Consider the following 19321-nt stretch of genomic DNA (forward strand, 5'->3'; position numbering starts at 1 on the left):
TCACTCCTATATATCGATATTGGATTCACAAGCTATATTCAATATAGAGGAGGTTTGTAAAAACTGTGTTAAATACACATTAAGATATTGTTTTTTCGTTTTATATGTTTGTTTTACTTGGAAGTTATAAATCAAATCGCTGTCTTTTGAACTGGGATGGCGTTTGACCGGTTGCAGCCTTAAAATGGCGGCAAAAATAATGCAAGCTTGTGTACCCTGCTTTGCGGGCTGCTTTCTCGATTGTATCTTCCTCAAGTAAAAGCTTCTTGGCTCGTCTAATACGGATGGCGATCAAGTAGGATTTTGGTGACATTCCAGTAGCCGCCTTGAAGACGCCTGTAAAGTAGTTGACGTGATAGCCGCACAGCTCTGCCAAGGCCGAGGCAGTCCAATTGGTTTCCGGCTGCTTTTCAATTGCTTTCAGGGCAGGGGTAATTTTTGGCGTTAATTCGCCGTGAGATGTATGGTCAAGCTGAAGTCGGATCAAGGCAGCCAATAGGCGGACTAATAGACCGCGCAGCACAAAGTCATAACCCAGCTCCCTTGCTTCATACTCTCTCAGCATTTGCAGAAGTAGCGGTTCAGCTCCTGGGAATGAGAAAAAATGCGGGATGTTAATTGCACCATATTCCGGTACGTGGACACTATAACCAGTTGCAGGGCTGTCTAATTCACTTTTTGATGTGTAGCTGATGCCTGATAAGAGCTGTGGTAGTGACATCGGTGTAGGGGAGGGGGTGTTCCATTCGAAATGAAGGCTGTAGTAGGTAACGGGATCCTCCTCGGTTGAGAGAATTTGCGTTACGCTATCAATTCCGTAGAATGCGCACTGCCCAGGCCTTACCAGCCGTTCCTCCGAACCGATGGTCAGTTTGGCGAGACCAGATACGACGTACACCAGATGGCAATCGGGAATGGTGCGAGGCCCCCAAAGGCGGTTCGGCCTTCCCCGGGTTAAACAAATGTAATGAACGGTTGGTTGGAGCAGAGACAGGTCGCCTAGGTCAATCCGTAGTCCACGCAAAGAAAGCACCTCACTTGATTGATGTTAGGGAATTAAATGATATGAGAAAAGTGCAAATAACGGTGAGATCCATGTAACGACAACCCATAATTATGCAAACTATACTGTAGTTATACAGTAATGAAAGTGCAATTATATTGCAATCCAAATTCCTAGGAGGGGTGGATGGGGGCGTTATCGGAAGAGTGAGATTGAAGTATTGAGTAAGCGTTATTAGTGAAATTTCATAGGCGAATGCATTGCAGATGCAGCAGAACTAAACATCATGAATCTAATCCTATTAGGAGGAAAATTATGAAGCGACTGTCGGTATCGATTGTGGTAACAATGCTTCTAGGTTCATTTATAGCGGGATGCGGTAAGGAAGCCGTACCTAAGGATGAGGGTGCTGCTGCTCCAAGCGATGCGCCTGCTCAAGTGTCTACAGAGCCGATTACGCTTAATATACTTTGGTCAGGCAGGGAGGAGGAATTTAACGACAGGGTCAACAACGAATTTGTCAAAAGCTTATTGCCTAACGTCACCTTTCAATTCTATAGTCTCGGTACCGGGATGGAAAAACTGCTCGTGTCCGGAGTCAAACTCGATGTGCTGAACATTACAACCAAAGTGTATTATGAAGCATTGAGGCTGAATTTGAATTATGACATGACCGATTTGATCCGGAGGCAGAAGTTTGATATGAACCGGTTCGTGCCGGAGCATGTGGACGCGATCAAGAAGCTGAGCAAAGACGGGAAAATGTATGCGGTTCCAGATAAGGCCAATTTTCCATACGCTTTGCATGCGATGGTGTACAACAAGGATATTTTCGATAAATTCGCGGTTCCATATCCTAAGGACAACATGACCTGGGATCAGGTGCTCGAGCTTGCCCGTCGTCTAAACCGGAGTGATAACGGGACACAGTACTACGGTATTGGACTTGGGACCTCGCAGTATATGTATGAGGCAGCCGAATTAAGCTATACGGACGCCAAGGGCAACATCGATCTATCCAACCCTTTGTTCGAGAAAATATTCAACGTTTATCAGGAAGCTTATAAAATAACAGGGAAAGAAACACTCGGGAATGTAGATCCGTTCACCAAGGATAAAAATGTAGCAATGTTTGCAGGTAATGTGGATAAGTTCATTCAGGAGTCGGAAAGACAAAAAGACAGCTATCCCAACTGGGACATTGTAACATTTCCGTCCTTTTCGGAGAAACCGAATAAAGTACCTCCGACGAACGGTGTCTATATGGTTGCCTCCACAAGCGAGCACAAGGTAGAGGCTCTAAGGTTAATCGACTTGCTTCTTGCACCGGAAAATAATAAAAAAATCGAGCAGCAATTTATGAATGCGGAATTTGTGAAAAAGAATGTAAACGCTGTCAAATCACCTAAGCAGTCGCTCTATGTTCCAGGGGAGTTCGATTCCATTGGGAACTCCATATTCAATAACATGATTAGGGCAATGAACAAGGACAGCGTAGATATTAATACATCTCTTCGTGGCATGAAAGAGCAGATTCAAAAGCAGATGGATGAAAAGAAATAAAATGAACAGGAGTGTAGTCGTTATGACTAGAGAGAGAGAAGTGGATTGGAGCTCATACTGGATTTGGTCTGAAGGAGAAGAGAGTCCCCGCAACGAATGGCGCTGCTTCCGCAAAACGTTTGAAGTTTCGGAGGAAGGATGGACTGAAGCGGAGCTGTCCATTACCGCAGATTCCCGTTACATTCTGTATATTAACGGTGAGCGGATTGGCCGGGGGCCAGTAAGGTGCTGGCCGCATGAACAGGCCTACGATACCTACGACGTGCGTTCGCACCTGATTTCGGGACAGACGAATACGATTGCCGTGCTTGTCATGCATTTTGGTATTAGCAATTTCTATTATATCCGTGGTCGAGGCGGATTGCTGGTTCAGCTCGATTGGTCGTCTGATAGCCCATACGGCCGCGAAGAAGGCAGGATCGTTACCGATTCTACATGGCTTACGTCCCGCCATCTAGGCAATAATCCGTTTACACCACGAATGTCGATTCAGCAAGCTTTCTCGGAATGGATCGACGCACGGAAGTGGGATGACGGCTGGACGCTTCCTGCATATGACGCGAGGAAGTGGGAGGCAGCTGCTGTGATTGGCAGTGTCGGTATGGAGCCGTGGGTTCGTCTGAAGCCCCGTGATATCCCGTTCTTGACGGAGGAGAGAGTCTATCCTTCAAGAATCGAATCGCTGCATCGGGTGGAGCCGATTCCCTGGACTGTTCACCTCGATTCGAGAAATATTTTGGCCATGGACAGCTTAACCCATGGCAATGCTAACGTGTACGCAGGTTACTTGGGTACCGTCATTCGTACAACGGTTTCCGCCAAAGCTGTGATCGGCATCGCATATGCGCCTCCGCATTGGCAGGCCGTCTGCCTAAACGGTGTTCGTTATCCGAAGTCGGCATGGAAGGGCAATGAGCAGGACCGTTATTTGGACATTGAGCTTATGGCTGGCGATAATGTACTGCTGTTCGAATTGGCAGGCAATGACCACGGCCGAGGTCTATTCATCGGGATCGATTGCGATGAGCCTTTTGAGGCGGTAGCTCCTCCAGGTACTGAAGGGGCGGTAGAAGGATATTCCTCCTTCGTCTCTGTTGGACCGTTTGTCAACTATGAGTACATCGATCATCAAGTAACGGAAGAGCAGAAGGTCAAGCAGCAGATCATTGCTGCATGCAGCAATGGAGTGCAGGAGGCGATCGATCGCCTGAGCCCGGACGCGCTTAATTGCTATGAGGCGTTTTGTCACGTCAGAAGCGCAGCAACAACCGAACAACTGGCTGCGCTTGGGGATGCGGTGGGACTCGTCGAATCGCAATTTGTCAGCACCGAATCGGTCTATGTGCTCACGCTTTGGAAGAAATACTCTTCGGCGAAGCAGGTGCCCTCGGAGCTGCAGCAGGCGATCATCCCACACGCCTTACCAGGAACTGTTCCGCTTTATGACAGCGGAGATACAGAGCTCGTGATCGATTTCGGCAATGAATGGTCAGGCTACTTATCGTTCGAGGTTGATGCGGAAGAAGGCACGGAGCTCGACTTCTTTGGTGTCGAGTATATGCTGGATGGCAAAGTCCATTATACGCATTATCTGGACAATTCCTTACGTTATGTATGCCGTGAGGGGCGGCAGAGCTATACGTCAGCCATACGACGCGGATTCCGTTATCTGATTGTGACCGTACGCAAAGCGAGACGGCCTGTGCAGTTGTATGGGATTTCAGTTCTTCAAAGTAATTTTCCAGTGACCGAGGTCGGTCGTTTCCATTCATCGGATGCCCTGCTAAACGATATTTGGGAAATGAGCCGTCATACGACTAGGTTGTGTATGGAAGATACCTATGTAGATTGTCCGGCGTATGAGCAGACATTCTGGGTCGGTGACAGCCGCAATGAGGCACTCATCAGCTACTATGTGTACGGAGCGGAGGCGCTCGTCAAGCACTGTCTGGATCTAGTACCTGGCTCGGCCTTTCAGACACCGCTTTATGCCGACCAAGTACCTAGCGGCTGGAACAGTGTTATTCCAAATTGGACCTTCTTCTGGGCGATCGCTTGTAATGAGTATGTCCTGCGGACTGGAGATAGGGATTACGCACGCTCGATTTGGCCGCATGTTAAGTTCACGCTGGAGCATTATCTGATGCATCTGAATAAGAATGGACTGCTCGAAATCGATGCTTGGAATTTCCTCGACTGGGCGCCGATGGACCAGCCTCGGCACGGGGTCGTAACGCATCAAAATATGTTTCTTGTGAAGGCGCTGCGGCATGCTGCCGAGCTGGCGGCTAGCGCCGGAGTTGTGGATGAGGGCAAGTCATTCTCCGACCAGGCGGATGCGCTTAAGCAAGCCATTGATACGTATTTATGGTCTGAGGAGCGGGAGGCTTACCTTGATTGCATCCACGCGAGCGGACGTAAATCAGGCATTTTCAGCATGCAGACGCAGGTGGTGGCATACCTGTGCGATATTGCCGCGGGGGAACGGAAGAAGAAGCTGGAGCAATATTTGAGCGACCCGCCCGAATCGTTCGTGCAGATGGGTAGTCCATTCATGTCGTTCTTTTATTATGAGGCCTTAGTGAAGATGGGGAATACACAAAGACTAATCGAAGATATTCGCACTCAGTATGCTGCAATGCTTCGATATGGGGCGACAACTTGCTGGGAAATGTATCCCAAGCCTCAAGCGGACCCTGTCCGTCCGCATCCGAGTCACTTGACACGCAGTCACTGTCATGCGTGGTCGGCCGCTCCTGGTTTCTTTCTCGGTACTAGTGTGCTTGGGGTAAACCCAGCCGCCCCGGGGTGGAGAGAGATCGTGATAGCGCCGCAGCCGTGCGGTCTGGAGTGGGCACGCGGCAGTGTGCCTTTACCGGATGAAGGGCGTATCGATGTGTCTTGGCGTATCGGCGATGACGGTTCCATGTATATTCAGGCCTGGGTGCCTGCTGGCATTAAAGCGGAGATCCGTCTGCCCGATGGCCGGCAGGGGACAACGGAGCTGCATAGGGTAGGAGAGTAACGGAGCTGTGTTCTATGTAAAAAGAGTCATGCTGCTCAGCAGCATGACTCTTTAGGTTGACGAGAAGTTCTGCCTTACAGCTGGAATGGTTGCAAGAGCCGTAAGTAAGCTTCTTATTGAAGCCGATAATCGTCGATCTTGCCGCCGTCTTCCCATATCTCCAGGAACAAGGCGTCACAATCGTCGAAATCGGCGGTTGTTAAAGCTAACGCTTGCTCTTCCTCCGTGCTGACGAAGACGTTATCCATTTGCTCATCGCGCATAGCGATAACCACATAAATTTTCATTGTGTTCCCTCCAACCATAACGATATCAGGGCATTATACCACAACGGGAGGGGAGGATTGCAACTGCTCCTTAATCCATTCTCGATTTATAGTCTCACCATTAATTAATACGGGATGAGAGAGCAAGCTCAGCAATACGACGATTTGCATCGCCTGTATATTGTCCGCCATGATAGCAGATTACAGTTTGAATATCGTACTGGCTAAGCTTTTTCAATGATAGAAGGGCTTGTTCCATGTTCAGCGTTTGATCCGGCGAAGGACCTTGTAATTGGCCGTTTTCAACAACCATGGCGTCACCGGCTATAAGAGTGCGACTTGGCTTATGGTAAAGGCTGATATGTCCCGGGGTATGTCCAGGTGTGCTGATGACAATGATCCCGCCGCAGTAAGATAGCTCCTCGCCGTCAGCTACAGTGCGGTCGACCTTTGCCTTGGGCGGATTTTCCAGCAGTGATTTCAAGCCCTGCCGCCATTCTAGAGGTATTTCCTTAGGTAAGCTGTCAATTTGGGCAATGGCCTCAGGGGTTATTTTGAGCAGTCTTAAATCCCCCTGAATATAGGGCTTCTCTAGCTCATGGGCCAACACCGGGATAGGTGGCTCGGATTCCCTAACCAGATCGGGTAAATTGCCAATATGATCCAAGTCTTGATGAGTCATTATGATGGTGGTCAACTTATCAGGAGTAACGCCGACTTTTGCCAAGGCATCACGCAATGAGGCCATTTGACGGGGATAGCCCGTATCCACCAGGACGGCGGAAGTTCCATCCCAAAGAAGAGAAGGATAAACGCAATCCGTTTTTCCCAAAACAACGGCGGTTATTTCTAACATGTGTAATGTGGTGGCTGTCTGCAATTGAATCCCTCCTAAATGATTGTCATTTAGCATGATACAGCTAGAAGGTAATTTGAGTCAAGTAAATATTTCATTATAACACATATCATTCAAAAAGTCAAATTGAATATATTTTTCAGTTTGATCTTAAGTTTCAAAAAAAATTATAGGGCTGCGAAAGTGATTGTAAAGAAGTTCTTGACTCTAGAAATGCATTATGTTATTTTGATTATTATTTTCTGAATATTGTAATAACGATGAAGAGGAACAGTAGCTAGTCACTTGAATCTCAGAGAGCCCATGACGCTGAAAATTGGGTATTCGAGCTTAGCGAAAGAAGCCTTGGAGTATCGGACTGAAAGCAGGAGTAAGTCCGGCGGGTCTTCCCGTTATAGGAGAGGCGCTCAAATGGCGCCGTAAGAGGGTTGTTAACAACCAATGCAGGTGGTACCGCGGAAGCTCTAGCCTTTCGTCCTTAGAGGATGAAGGGCTTTTTGTTGTATCTACTAACCAAGGGAAGGGAGAATGAACGATGCAAAATAAGGAGCTTGCAGATCTTTTGTTTCCTCATGTTCATCTTGTGCCTCAGGACATCATCGCTAAATATCCAGCAAGAAAGCTGGAAGCGACAGCTAAAGTGACCCGATTTGCTCCAAGTCCTACTGGATTTTTGACCATTGGCGGTCTATATGCAACCTTTATTTCTGAAAGGCTGGCCCATCAAAGCGAAGGTGTCTTTTACCTTCGAATTGAGGATACGGACAAAAAGCGTGAAGTTGAAGGAAGCATCGACGGAATTGTTCAAGCTTTAGACTATTTCGGAATTCGGTACGACGAAGGTGTTACTTCTTTTGGGGAAGAGACCGGCCAATACGGGCCGTATAAGCAGAGTGCTAGGGTGGATATATATCAGGCGTTTATTAAACATTTTGTAGAAGAGGGTCTTGCTTATCCTTGCTTTTGCGATACGGAAGCTTTGCAGCATATCAGAAATATACAGCAATCGAGAGGCGAAATGACGGGTTACTACGGCAAATGGGCGCTTCACCGCTGCTTCACATTGGAGCAGGTTAAGGAGGAGCTTGCAAAGGGCAAGCCGTTTGTTATCAGGTTGAAGTCGCAGGGGTCATCCGAGCGCAAAATTCGATATACCGACCTGGTTAAAGGCTTGATAGAGCTGCCGGAGAATGAACAGGATATCGTGATAATGAAAGCGGATGGCATCCCTACCTATCATTTTGCTCATGCTATCGATGACTTTCTGATGGGAACGACACATGTTATACGAGGTGATGAGTGGTTGTCCTCGGTACCGATTCATGTGCAATTGTTCGAAATGCTCGGATTCAAAAGGCCGGAATACGGTCACCTGGCCCCGATTATGAAGATGGACGGTCACTCCAAACGTAAATTCAGCAAGCGTAAGGACCCCGACGCGGCAGTCCATTATTACCAACTGGAGGGTTATCCGAGAGAAGCGATATCCGAGTATTTCATGACTCTGGTTAATTCCAATTATGAAGAATGGAGAATACAGCACCCTGCGGAGCTATTCAGCTCTTTTGTTATCGAGACGAGCAAAATGAGTGTTAGCGGCCCATTATTTGATATGGATAAGCTTCATGACATTAGCAAGGATGTTATTGCGAAAATGAGTGCCGATGAGATGTTCGAGCAGCTCGTTAAATGGGCTCACAGCTACCATGCCGGGTTGTATCAGAAGCTGATCAATCACCGAGAGTACGCCATTGGCATACTGGGGATTGGGAAGGATGCTATCAAGCCGAGAAAAGATTTTGCTAAATGGTCGGACGTTCCTCCTGCCATCTCCTATTTTTTTGATGAGGAGTTCAAGGCTGAAGCCAGTACCTTCACTGAATCGCTTCCTCCGGCAACCTCAGAGCTCCTAGCGCAGCAAATCGTTCAATCGTACTTGGGGATGTATGATGATGAGGATGATAAAGATGTCTGGTTCGGTAAAGTAAAGCAGGTAGCGGACCAATTCGGCTTTGCCAAAGATGCGAAAACGTTCAAGAAGCAGCCGGAACAATTCAAAGGACATGTGGGCGACGTAGCGATGGTATTAAGACTAGCATTGTCCAATAGAACTCATACCCCAGATCTGTTCGACATGATGCAGGTTATGGGGGAAAGCAGGGTTCGCAGCCGCTTGTGCTATTTTATAGACGAGGTTCCGAATAGTTAGCGGTAGTGTCTCAAAGAGATGGATCTGGATTGGGAGCTCAATAACAGTGATTGGCTTGCTTTTGTGTATTATTTCATGCTGCTCCCTTCTAGTGTTTACGGTTTGAAGTATGCTGCAGAGCATGTAAGGGGCGACTTTCTAGACTGACCTAGATGCAGAAGAGGACGTGCGCTTTTTACAGATTAAGTATGATAAGATAAGTATCGCCGGCGACGTCTGATCGGAAGGCGCATCATTGAGATTGTTATATAGAAATTTATTTGGATATAAAAGGAGAATCTGTCATGAGTACTGAAATTGAAAAAAAATATTTATTACCCGCGTTTCCTGAAGCCCTGTTACAAGCTCAAGAGCTTAAGCTGATTTCCACCAAGCACATTTATCAAACCTACTTGGCCTTTTCAGATAAAGAAGAGATTCGGGTACGCCAATTGGTCGACCATGAAGGTAACTCGACTTTTACTCATACATTCAAATCGGGACATGGACTGGTTCGGCAGGAGATCGAATATAGTATCTCCGAAGAAGTGTATCGGCAGCTTCTAGCCAACACGCAGCTAGTGCCACTGGAAAAAATTCGTACAACCGTTGAGCATAATGGTCTTCATTATGAAATTGACGAGTATAAGCAGATCAATCTGCTGGTTGTTGAGGTGGAATTTTCCAATGAAAGCGCGGCACATTCGTTCGAGCCTCCAGCTTGGTTTGGAAGAGAACTGGGACAAGAGGAAGAGTTTCGGAATAAGTCGCTGTGGATAGGACTACAGACACAAAATGTTCGTGTTTAAATTTCTCGTATGGGGTTGATAAACTTCTCTATCTGTATAATAATAAATAGGCTATAAATCGATAGATACAGGGAGAAAAGGATTCAAAATGCCAACGACATCATCAACTACAGAAGAACAAACTCAAGACACAGAACTTCAGCCAGAACTACAGCAAGTAGAGATTTGGAAATGTAAAGAAGCGACATGCAAAGCGTGGATTCGAAAAGAATTCGTTACAGAAGCGCAGCCATCCTGTCCATTATGCAAAGGCGACATGGTACGCAGCTACAAGCATGTGCCGGTAGTGAAGAAAAAAGGCAACAAAAAATTCATCGTTGGTAAACGAAGACTCTAGAAAATAACAAAAAAAGCGCTCATACATCAAAAGTATGATTTATGACATAGCGGCTGCTGGTTGAATCCGGCAGTTTTTTTGTTGTTCTAATAACTCTTTTTCGTGGAAAAAAAGCTGACATAATTCGTCGAATTATTAAATTTCAAGAGGAATTAGCCCTATGCATGACGAAAGATGTAAGGAGTAATAAACATTTTCTGGGAAAAGGAATTGTTTAAAATGGTAATGATTAAGATTGCCGCGAAGCGTCCTATACGAATCTTGCAATGTTTATGTTGGCTATGTGCGCTGGTTTTATTCGTGCTGCTCTCCGATAAACCGCCTGCTAATGCCGCTGTAGAGAATGAACCCATTGCCGAGCATGGGCTGTTGGATTTGTCCGATTGGGATTCAAGCCAGGGCATCGTTCGTCTGAACGGAGAATGGGAGTTTTATTGGAATCGGCTGCTTGAGCCTGGAGAGATCAAGACGAGGGCTGAGATGATAAAACCGGATCTCTATGCTTTCGTTCCGAGCGTTTGGGGACAATACGGGATCGGAGGGAAAGGACTTTCCAATCAAGGCTACGCTACGTATCGTCTGAGTATTGTCCTGCCGGAATCGGCAGCTTATCCGGTCCTCGGTTTATACATTCCGAATGCAGCTACGGCCTACAAGCTTTGGATAGACGGACAGCCGTTCGAAGGTAAAGGGATTGTAGGAACCGATAGAGAACGGATGATTCCGAAAAATGTATCCGATACGTACTATTTTCGCCCAACGGATTCCAAGATCGAACTGGTCATACAGGTCTCGAATTTTGTTCAGCGCAAGGGCGGTCTATGGGACGAACTCAAGCTGGGTACGGAAGAGCAAATTTCTCATAACCGGGATAAGAACATGGTGCTGCAGACGCTGCTTGCCGGGTCGCTTCTGATCATGGGTTTGTATCATGTTCTTCTGTTCGTCCAGCGGCGCAATGATAAGTCTACTGTATATTTCGGGGGTCTCTGCATAGCGATTGGAATAAGAACCTTAGTCGTAGGAGAGACTTTAGCCGTGCGCTTATTTCCTGCTATTCCATGGGAAGCTGCGGTTAAGCTGGAGTATTTGGGTTTCATTGCGGCGATGCCGCTGTTAATGGCTTATGTCTATTCTCTATATCCAAGAGAAGCCAGCGCTAGGATACTCAAATTGTCCACATGGTTCGCTTGTATCAACGCCTTGTTTGTCCTCCTAACGCCGGCTAGAGTATACACGCTGATGATGCAAATTAACATCTTATATATTGTCATTTTGTGCGGCTATATCGTTATAGTCTACTTGAAGGCGCTGCGGTGTAAGCGGGAAGGGGCCGTGCTCAATTTATTTGCTGCAAGTGTATGCTCTCTATTTATTTTAAACGATTCCTTATATTACACTCAGAAAATTAACACAGGAGACTTATTCCCCTATGGAATGCTCTTCTATATATTTGTTCAGGCCTACTTTCTTTCTGTCAGATTTTCTAATTCCTTCACGCAGGTTGAAAGCTTGTCGTCACAATTGACGGCTTTCACTGAAACGCTGGAGGATAAGATACGTGAACGGACGAAGCAGCTGGAGCAGTCCAACACGGACCTTCAAACGGCTTCAGAGGATTTGTTCCGAATGGAGAAATCGCGCCGAAGGCTTTTATCCAATATATCCCATGAGTTAGGAACGCCATTGACGCTAATTCAAGGCTATGTCTCCGCGATGATAGATGGCGTCGTTCCTCCAGGAGACGCAAGGACATTAAAGCTGGTGTTAGATAAATCGCAATTAATGGAGAGGATTATCGGGGACTTGTCCGAGCTTTCTAAGCTTGAGGCCGGTAAGGTGAATTTCAGCTTTATGGAGCTTGATCCCGTACAATTTCTATACGACATCTACGATAAATACGAGACGGATATCCGCGCAGGCGGACAGCAGTTCGAGATTGTGGTAGGCCAAGAATGGCATTCTAGCCAAACGTCTGTTATTTACGCGGACCCAATACGATTGGAGCAGGTGTTCGTGAACCTGTTGTTCAATGCACGTAAATATACGCCGTCCGGAGGCGTCATTCGACTGGAGGTCGGATGTTATTTGGATGGTACGAAGCTGGGGAACCCGGCGAGTGTGATGTATCAAGTAAGCGATACGGGCTCGGGAGTAAGCCCGACAGATGTGCCGCAAGTGTTCAACCGTTATTACCGAGGGGCCGACAGCGAGCGCAATGAAAGTATTTCCTCAGTGGGAGTGGGGCTTGGACTAGCTATCTCCCAAGAAATTGTAGCTCACCATCATGGTGAAATTGGAGTTCACAGCGTTCAGGGGAGGGGCAGTACGTTTTATTTTACCTTGCCTGTGAGGTTTGGTTAAATAGCGGTTCTATCCCTCAATATTAATATGCAAAAAGCGAATTCCTTCCTGCTATTAGGCAGAGGGCTTCGCTTTTTTTATAGGCCAAAACGGCGGATGTGCTCCCAAAGTTGTTCTTGAACCAAGATTTCCTTCTGTTTGCTTCCGATCAAATCATAATGGGGGAACTCGGCGCGATGGTGAATATAATTCGGGTCCAGTCCGTTCTGTACACACCAATTTCGTAAAAGGGGCAAATCGGAGCAGCCAACTTTGGTTACTGTCTTAATTCCCGGGAAGCGGGGCTCATACCAATAGTGGGTTAAATAGGCGATTTGACCTTGCGCCACTTTTCTTTTCCACTCGTTCAATTCGTGTCTTGCAATACCGAAAGCCATGACGATCCACCTCGCACACAAAGAAGTTAGGTTAATAGAGAAATTCTCAACGGGCTTGTCTGCCATAGCGATCTTGAATCCTTCGAAATAGCCAGATAAAGAGTGCAAGCAGCGAGCCGCTGGCGAAGTAGCCTCCTATAACGTCGCTAGGATAGTGTACGCCCAAGTAAATGCGGCTCATACCTATCATCCCAATCATTACGGCACTGACGGCCAGGAATAATCCTTTTCCCCATGCTGTAGGGATATGCCGCCAGATGAGAAAGGACAGCGCTCCGTAGAGGGTGAAGGCAGCCATGGAATGGCCGCTGGGAAAGCTGTACCCAGTAGCCTCCGCTATGCGGTGAATCGTTGGGCGAGCGCGATGAAACATGATTTTCAGAAGCTCGTTCAATAGCCAGGAGCTCATCAAGATGGTAAGGAAAAATATCACTTCCCTGCGGTGTCCAAGCACTTTGTATAGAAAAATAGAGGTGAGGACCGTAAGAACGGTTGCGGGAATTCCTGCCCCGATGAAGCTAAATGCTTTCATGATCGCTGTAAGGACCGGTGATTCTTTACCTTGAATGAATGAAATGAGGGTTTGGTCAAAAGCCGTGATGCTTTGATCACTAATGAGCAGTGCAACCAAACCAAAACCCATGGCGCATAACAGACAAATAAGAAAGGCCCGGGCCAGAAGCCATTGAAGTTGTTTCAAAGGATAGATTCCTCCTGCTTAGGGTCAAGTGCTCTTCTATTATGCATGAGCGGAGAGCTTTTAGCCAATCCCTAGGCACAGTTTGTTGATCATTACTAGCGATTTCATAGATTGAGGCAGAATGAAAAATAAAATGATTGAAAAAATCAAAAAAATGATTTAAAATTTCATTATTAAGATGAGAGGGGTAATAAAATGACGACTTTCGGTCAATATACGTATCCGGAAATAGGTGCCCAAGCGGAAGCTTTGCAAGCAGCATGGGATCAGTTAGGTAAGCAGCAGGATTGGATCGATAAGTATTTGCTTAATCCAAAGTTTGACGAAATTATTTTTATCGGTTCCGGTTCTTCCTATTATCAAGCTTTATCTATGGCTTCCACCTGCCGTTCATGGTTAGGCAAAAGCTCGACGGCTTACCCGTCTTCTGAACTGTTCTTATTCCGTGAGCAAACAGCTCCGGCACATCGCAATTATTTGGTTATCGGCGTATCCCGCTCAGGGGAATCGACGGAAGTGATTTTAGCTTTGGAATCGGTCAAAGATCTTTCGTTCATTACGGTAGCGGGGATTACGTGCTACGAAAACAGCAAGATGGCGCAAATTGCAGAATGCCTCTTATCCCCTTTGGGGAAAGAAACTAGCACAGTAATGACGAAATCTTTCATGAGTATGACGTTTATGATGCAAGCGGCTATCGCTAAGGCATCCGGCAAAGAAAACCTGATCCGTGAAATGGAGCAAGTAATCGGCTTGGATGCGGCTTTGGTCAAAAAAGCGGATCCATTCGTACAAAAGCTATTAAACGAGAACTCCTTCAATAAATTTATATATCTTGGAATGGGAACAAGCTACGGCATTGCTTTGGAAGCTTGCCTGAAAATAAAAGAAATGTCCTACGTGTGGACAGAAGCTTACGGCACGCTGGAATTCCGTCACGGTCCAAAGTCCGTTGTTGAGCCAGGCACTCTCGTAGTAGTGATGGTTTCGGAGAAAGCTCGCTCTTACGAGCTTAAGGTAGCTGAAGAAATGAAAGCCTACGGCGCATTCGTCCTTCTGTTAACTGCGAAGCAAGGTGAGGATACGGCGTTTGCGGATGCGGTTGTAGAAATCGGCGGCGAATCGATCTCCGATGACGCACGCAGCGTACTGTACTTGCCGACTCTGCAATATTTGGGCTTCTATACAGCAATGAAACGCAACGTGAATCCGGATGAGCCGCGCAACTTGACGCAGGTCGTTATTATTTAATAGGAGGGCAATCTTATGCCATTAGTATCGTCTACACCACTATTGGAAGCAGCCAGAGCTAACGGTTATGCTGTGGGAGCTTTTAACGTTCATACCTTGGAAATGCTGCAGGCCGTAGTTGAAGCTGCTGAGGAGACGCAGTCTCCGTTAATTTTGCAATCCACCGTCGGTACGGTGAAGCATCTGGGAGCCGATTACATTGCGGCTGCTGCCAAGGCGGCTGCTGATCGTTCCAGCGTACCTATCGCACTACATTTGGATCACTGTACGGAATTTGATGTGCTAGTTCAATGTATTCGTGCGGGTTACACCTCAGTTATGATTGATGCGTCGATGCATCCTTTTGAAGAAAATGTTAGACAAACGCTGCGGGTTGTGGAAATCGCTAAAGCGGTTGGCATTAACGTTGAAGCGGAATTAGGCAAAGTTGGAGGCGTCGAGGACGATATCGTCGTTGCGGAGCACGAGGCTTTGATGGCGGACCCAGATGAGTGCGTTCGTTTTGTTGAACTGACGGGTGTCCAAACGTTAGCTCCGGCAATCGGTACAGCGCACGGCATTTACAAAGGGGAGCCGAAAATCGATTTTGAACGCATTCAGCGTATTGCGCAAAAGGTACCTGTGCCATTGGTGCTTCATGGAGGCTCCGGTATCCCAGAAGAGCAGGTGAAGCGTAGTGTTTCGCTCGGCATGGCCAAAATGAATATTGCTACTGAAATCCGCATTGTATTTTCGGATGCAATCAAAAGTGTATTCGCCCAAAATCCGGACGAAAATGATCCTCGCAAATATATGATTCCTGCCAAAAAAGCAGTTAAAGCTGCTGCTATTGAAAAAATGAGAATGGTAGGCTGCATCGGTAAAGCGCAGGATTGGCGCTAATCGCAGTCTGCTTATTGCGATAGCTTCTTAAGCATAGTCTGGAGGAGTGCTTCGCCTGCTGAGCGGGCGGTCACCAGTCGGACTTCTAGGAGAGGAACCATTATGATAACAACGGTCACACTGAATGCGGCGATTGACAAAACGTATTATTTGTCTTCATTTCCTTTGGGACGGGTATCCAGAGTACGTCGGATGTTTGCGGAGCCGGGAGGCAAAGGAATCAATGTGGCGCGGGTCATCCATCAACTGGGATATCCTGTGACCGCTACGGGATTTTTAGGCGGTTACAATGGAGAGTGGATCTGCAATGCTTTAGGTAAGCAGGGGATTGCGAATGATTTTGTGCAGATCGAGGGAGAATCCCGCTTATGCCTGAACATGATTGACGAAGCAACAGGTGTTTCCACGGAGGTGCTGGAAGGTGGAGCATCCATCCCTCAAGAGGCTATAGAGCAGCTAATCGTTAAGGTAAAACGGCTGGCTGCGCAATCCAAGATTGTTTGTATCAGCGGCAGCCTTCCTAATGGTATTCCGGATGACTTTTATGCCGAGCTGATTGAGATTGTCAAAAAGGCAGGTGCGTTAGCCTTTTTGGATACTAGCGGTGCTTCGCTGCGAAACGGTATTCGAGCTATTCCTTACTTTACAAAACCGAATGAAGATGAAATCGTCCAGCTGCTCGGAACGCAAATGGAGCTGGATATGAGCAAAGATATGGCCGATGTTCAGCAGGTATTGAAGGAGCAGCTAATCTCGCTGTATGACAAAGGGATTCCGACGGTTACGGTATCGCTGGGATCACAGGGGTCCCTGACTTCCGTGGAGGGAGCTGTATTCCGAGCTAAAGCCCCGCGGATCGATGTTGTAAATACGGTCGGCTGCGGTGATGCTTTCGTCGCAGGGATGGCTATTGCTACGGCAGGGGAATTACCCGCAAATGAGCGGATCGCATACGCGACTGCTGTTGGCTCGGCTAATGCGTTAACGGAAAAAGCCGGCTATGTGAACAAGCTAGATGTCCAGCGGTTGTTTTCCGATATTGCGGTCGAGCAGATTTAATAGAAAAACGGTGCGATCTTTCGCACCGTTTTTTTGATGAGAAACCCAGCTTTTCAGAAAACTGCAAAGATGTAGGTAGGGTATCTCCTGGAGGAGCGATAGCGTTCGCCTTTGTTATCGGGAAATCACCGCTGCAAAGCGATTAAATTAAAAATTTCCCGATAACAACAGCGGCTGGAAGGAGGTACCCTACCGGGGGACGAAGCAGGTTTCTTATATTTACAGGTTTCTCCTCCAACTGACGGTGCGATAACTCGCACCGTTTTTTCCACTAGCTCCGCTGAGTCGATTTGCGAACAATGAGCTGAGAAGGAAGAACCACCTTGCGGTTGGTTGCAGGCGCCGTACCTTCAATACGCTCAATGAGCATTTGCATTCCTATATAGCCCATGTCATAAGCAGGCTGCGCGGCGACCGTCAGGAACGGATTATAATCCGGAATAGGCTCCGGGTCGTCAAAGCAAGCTACCGCGATTTCATCTGGAACTTGGAGATTCATTTCCCGCAGCGCTCGCAGCGTATTGACACCAATAAAATTGTTGGCGGCAAGTATGGCGGTCGGACGCCCTGACGGAGACAAGCTCATCAAGGTGCGAACGATTTCCGAGAAATTGTCTTGGAGAAAATGAGTTTCTATTAATAATTCTGGAATGAGATCCAGTCCGTTCAGCGTAAGTGCATCAGTAAAGGCCAGAAGTCTTTCCCTTGCATTGGATGCCGTGCTAGGGCCATTGATCAGGGCAATTTTCCGATGTCCCTTCTCGACGAGATGCGCAACGAGCTTGCGGGTCGTCTCCGCATTATCACCCATAACGAGGTCGGCTGCAATGCCTTCTACATATCTATCAACGAATACGAACGGAACCCTACGCTTAGCAAGCTTGCGCAGGTTGGCAAGGGAGGGATCACCGGTCGGGGCAATCAGAACGCCGTCCACTTTGGTCGAAAGCAGCAGGTCGATATAGCGCGATTCTTTGACGGTCTGTTCATCCGAATTCCCGAGCAGCAGCTGATAGCCGGCTTGAAGCGCCTTATCTTCAGCGCCTCTCGCAATGTTTGTGAAGAACGGGTTGGATATATCCGAGATGACAAGTGAGACGAGCTTCGTTTCCTTGGATATAAGACTCCGTGCCTGTTTATTGGGGATATAATCAAGCTCTTGAATAATGTCTTCAACCTTTTTTCTTGTTTTTTCACTGATTGAAGGGGAGTTATTAATAACCCGCGATACGGTCATGGGGGAGACATTTGCTTTTTTTGCGATATCATAAATGGTTACCATCAGGCATAAAATCCTTTCAAAAACAAGGTTCGTTAATTCAAGAGACAAGCGCTCAACATGGATATCATTTTGAAACAAATGAAAATAATTTTCAAGCGGAATATGGATTGACGAATGAAAAATATGCTGTTATTTTTATGTTATCGATAACATAAAACTATCATATAATTTATTTGCATTCAATAGAGCTGGGAGGCATAGGATGAAACACCGTAAACTGGGGAAACCCGGGATGGATGTTTCTTTTTAAAATATAGAACATCATTTGACACAACTCAATGCTCTCAAATCCATCTATCGAAAAGAGGAGTATCCCTTATGAAAGCTATTGTTTGTGAAGAGCCGAATCGTTTTGAAATGAAGGAATTTGAAGTTCCGAAGGCGGGTGAAGGTGAGGCTCTGATTCGTATTCGCCGTGTTGGTATATGCGGAACGGATTTGCACGCGTATAAAGGGAATCAGCCATACTTCGTTTATCCTCGTATTCTAGGTCATGAGCTGGCGGCAGAAATAGTGGAAATCGGTAAAAATGCGCAAGGATTGAAGGCAGGAGATCGTGTCACGATCATGCCTTATATCGAGTGTGGAACATGCATTGCCTGCCGCAGCGGCAAAACGAACTGCTGCACGACCATGAGCGTGTTGGGCGTTCATCAAGACGGAGGGATGAGGGAGTACATGACGGTGCCTGCCGATCATCTGTTGTCAGCCGAAGGACTCAGCTTCGATCAGACAGCCATCGTAGAATGCTTCAGCATTGGTGCTCATGCCGTGCGAAGAGCAGCTATTACTCCGGGAGAGTTTGCGCTTGTCATTGGTGCGGGCCCTATTGGTCTTGGCGTCATGAAATTTGCCAAGCTGGCGGGGGCTACGGTTATTGCTCTGGATATTAATGAGGAACGTTTGAATTACTGTAAGGAATGGGCGCCAGCTGATTACATAGTGAACGCTAAGAACGACCCTGTAAAGGAGATCGAAGCCAATACCGGAGGCGATTTTCCGACGGTTGTTCTTGATGCAACAGGCAATGCGAAATCGATGGAGGGTGCGCTTCAGTACGTATCCCACGGCGGAAGGCTTGTTTATGTCGGTTTGGTTAAAAGCGATATTGCGTTCAGTGATCCGGATTTTCACAAACGAGAGATGTCTATCATAAGCAGCCGCAATGCCACTCGAGTTGACTTCGAGCAAGTCATCGAGAGCATTCGCAGAGGTCAAGTGGATACAGAGTCCTTCATTACTCATCGTGCTCCTTTTAATGAGATGATCGGTGCCTATGAAAGCTGGTTGAAGCCAGAGACAGGGGTTATTAAGGCAGTAGTTGAGGTGTAGGAGCAGCAAAGGGCATCCTCTGTAGTA

The 19321-nt window shown here is 47.0% G+C and carries 16 protein-coding genes and 1 other annotated feature; of the genes, 10 read left to right on the forward strand and 6 right to left on the reverse strand.

All coding sequences use genetic code 11. The features are described 5' to 3' along the window. Positions 1-124: 124 nt before the first annotated feature. Positions 125-1024, reverse strand: coding sequence for an AraC family transcriptional regulator (locus BP97_RS0101025; RefSeq protein WP_197035392.1), 900 nt, complete (start codon positions 1022-1024; stop codon positions 125-127). 294 nt (positions 1025-1318) lie between these two features. Between BP97_RS0101025 and BP97_RS0101030 the strand changes: the two genes are divergently transcribed. Together BP97_RS0101030 and BP97_RS34780 are read left to right on the forward strand one after the other, a co-directional pair. Then, on the forward strand, positions 1319-2566 hold the full coding sequence (locus BP97_RS0101030) for an ABC transporter substrate-binding protein (protein WP_028547451.1): 1248 nt from the start codon (positions 1319-1321) through the stop codon (positions 2564-2566). A 22-nt stretch (positions 2567-2588) separates the two neighbouring features. Next, on the forward strand, positions 2589-5591 hold the full coding sequence (locus tag BP97_RS34780) for a family 78 glycoside hydrolase catalytic domain (protein ID WP_036745303.1): 3003 nt from the start codon (positions 2589-2591) through the stop codon (positions 5589-5591). A 113-nt stretch (positions 5592-5704) separates the two neighbouring features. Here the strand turns inward: BP97_RS34780 and BP97_RS40560 are convergent, their stop codons facing one another. Together BP97_RS40560 and BP97_RS0101045 are read right to left on the reverse strand one after the other, a co-directional pair. Continuing rightward, a complete protein-coding gene (locus BP97_RS40560) occupies positions 5705-5878 on the reverse strand; it encodes a hypothetical protein (RefSeq protein ID WP_197035393.1) in 174 nt (57 codons plus the stop codon). A gap of 100 nt (positions 5879-5978) precedes the next feature. Further along, positions 5979-6737, reverse strand: coding sequence for an MBL fold metallo-hydrolase (locus BP97_RS0101045; RefSeq protein WP_331281293.1), 759 nt, complete (start codon positions 6735-6737; stop codon positions 5979-5981). Positions 6738-6964: 227 nt separating this feature from the next. Next, positions 6965-7196, forward strand: a binding site (T-box leader). A 52-nt stretch (positions 7197-7248) separates the two neighbouring features. Between BP97_RS0101045 and gltX the strand changes: the two genes are divergently transcribed. The 4 genes from gltX to BP97_RS0101070 all read left to right on the forward strand — a co-directional run bounded on the left by gltX (position 7249) and on the right by BP97_RS0101070 (position 12411). Continuing rightward, positions 7249-8922, forward strand: a complete 1674-nt coding sequence (gltX, locus tag BP97_RS0101050; RefSeq protein WP_028547453.1) for a glutamate--tRNA ligase — start codon at positions 7249-7251, stop codon at positions 8920-8922. Positions 8923-9206: 284 nt separating this feature from the next. Next, complete coding sequence (locus tag BP97_RS0101060; protein WP_028547454.1) at positions 9207-9710, forward strand: CYTH domain-containing protein; 504 nt, start codon at positions 9207-9209, stop codon at positions 9708-9710. A gap of 88 nt (positions 9711-9798) precedes the next feature. Next, entirely contained in the window at positions 9799-10047 is a 249-nt protein-coding gene (locus BP97_RS34785) for a cold-inducible protein YdjO-related protein (protein WP_051620257.1), read from the forward strand. A 219-nt stretch (positions 10048-10266) separates the two neighbouring features. Beyond that, positions 10267-12411 carry a sensor histidine kinase gene (locus BP97_RS0101070; RefSeq protein WP_028547455.1) on the forward strand — a complete coding sequence of 715 codons (2145 nt, stop codon included), beginning with the start codon at positions 10267-10269 and terminating at the stop codon, positions 12409-12411. 77 nt (positions 12412-12488) lie between these two features. Here BP97_RS0101070 and BP97_RS0101075 read toward each other — a convergent pair whose 3' ends face one another. Next, positions 12489-12788, reverse strand: a complete 300-nt coding sequence (locus BP97_RS0101075; protein WP_028547456.1) for a hypothetical protein — start codon at positions 12786-12788, stop codon at positions 12489-12491. Positions 12789-12834: 46 nt separating this feature from the next. After that, a complete protein-coding gene (locus tag BP97_RS0101080) occupies positions 12835-13488 on the reverse strand; it encodes a phosphatase PAP2 family protein (RefSeq protein WP_028547457.1) in 654 nt (217 codons plus the stop codon). Between the two features lie 195 nt (positions 13489-13683). On the opposite strand from BP97_RS0101080, the gene BP97_RS0101085 reads away from it, so the two are divergent. From BP97_RS0101085 to BP97_RS0101095, 3 genes are all read left to right on the forward strand, one after another. Beyond that, a complete protein-coding gene (locus tag BP97_RS0101085; RefSeq protein ID WP_028547458.1) occupies positions 13684-14739 on the forward strand; it encodes an SIS domain-containing protein in 1056 nt (351 codons plus the stop codon). A gap of 15 nt (positions 14740-14754) precedes the next feature. After that, a complete protein-coding gene (gene fba, locus BP97_RS0101090) occupies positions 14755-15621 on the forward strand; it encodes a class II fructose-1,6-bisphosphate aldolase (RefSeq protein ID WP_028547459.1) in 867 nt (288 codons plus the stop codon). A gap of 102 nt (positions 15622-15723) precedes the next feature. After that, positions 15724-16680, forward strand: coding sequence for a 1-phosphofructokinase family hexose kinase (locus BP97_RS0101095; RefSeq protein WP_028547460.1), 957 nt, complete (start codon positions 15724-15726; stop codon positions 16678-16680). 271 nt (positions 16681-16951) lie between these two features. On the opposite strand, the gene BP97_RS0101100 is transcribed toward BP97_RS0101095, so the two are convergent. Further along, a complete protein-coding gene (locus BP97_RS0101100; protein ID WP_028547461.1) occupies positions 16952-17962 on the reverse strand; it encodes a LacI family DNA-binding transcriptional regulator in 1011 nt (336 codons plus the stop codon). Between the two features lie 318 nt (positions 17963-18280). On the opposite strand from BP97_RS0101100, the gene BP97_RS0101105 reads away from it, so the two are divergent. Further along, complete coding sequence (locus BP97_RS0101105) at positions 18281-19294, forward strand: zinc-binding alcohol dehydrogenase family protein (RefSeq protein WP_028547462.1); 1014 nt, start codon at positions 18281-18283, stop codon at positions 19292-19294. Positions 19295-19321 lie beyond the last annotated feature (27 nt).

The sequence above is a fragment of the Paenibacillus sp. UNC451MF genome (assembly GCF_000686845.1).
Classification (GTDB): Bacteria; Bacillota; Bacilli; order Paenibacillales; family NBRC-103111; genus Paenibacillus_S.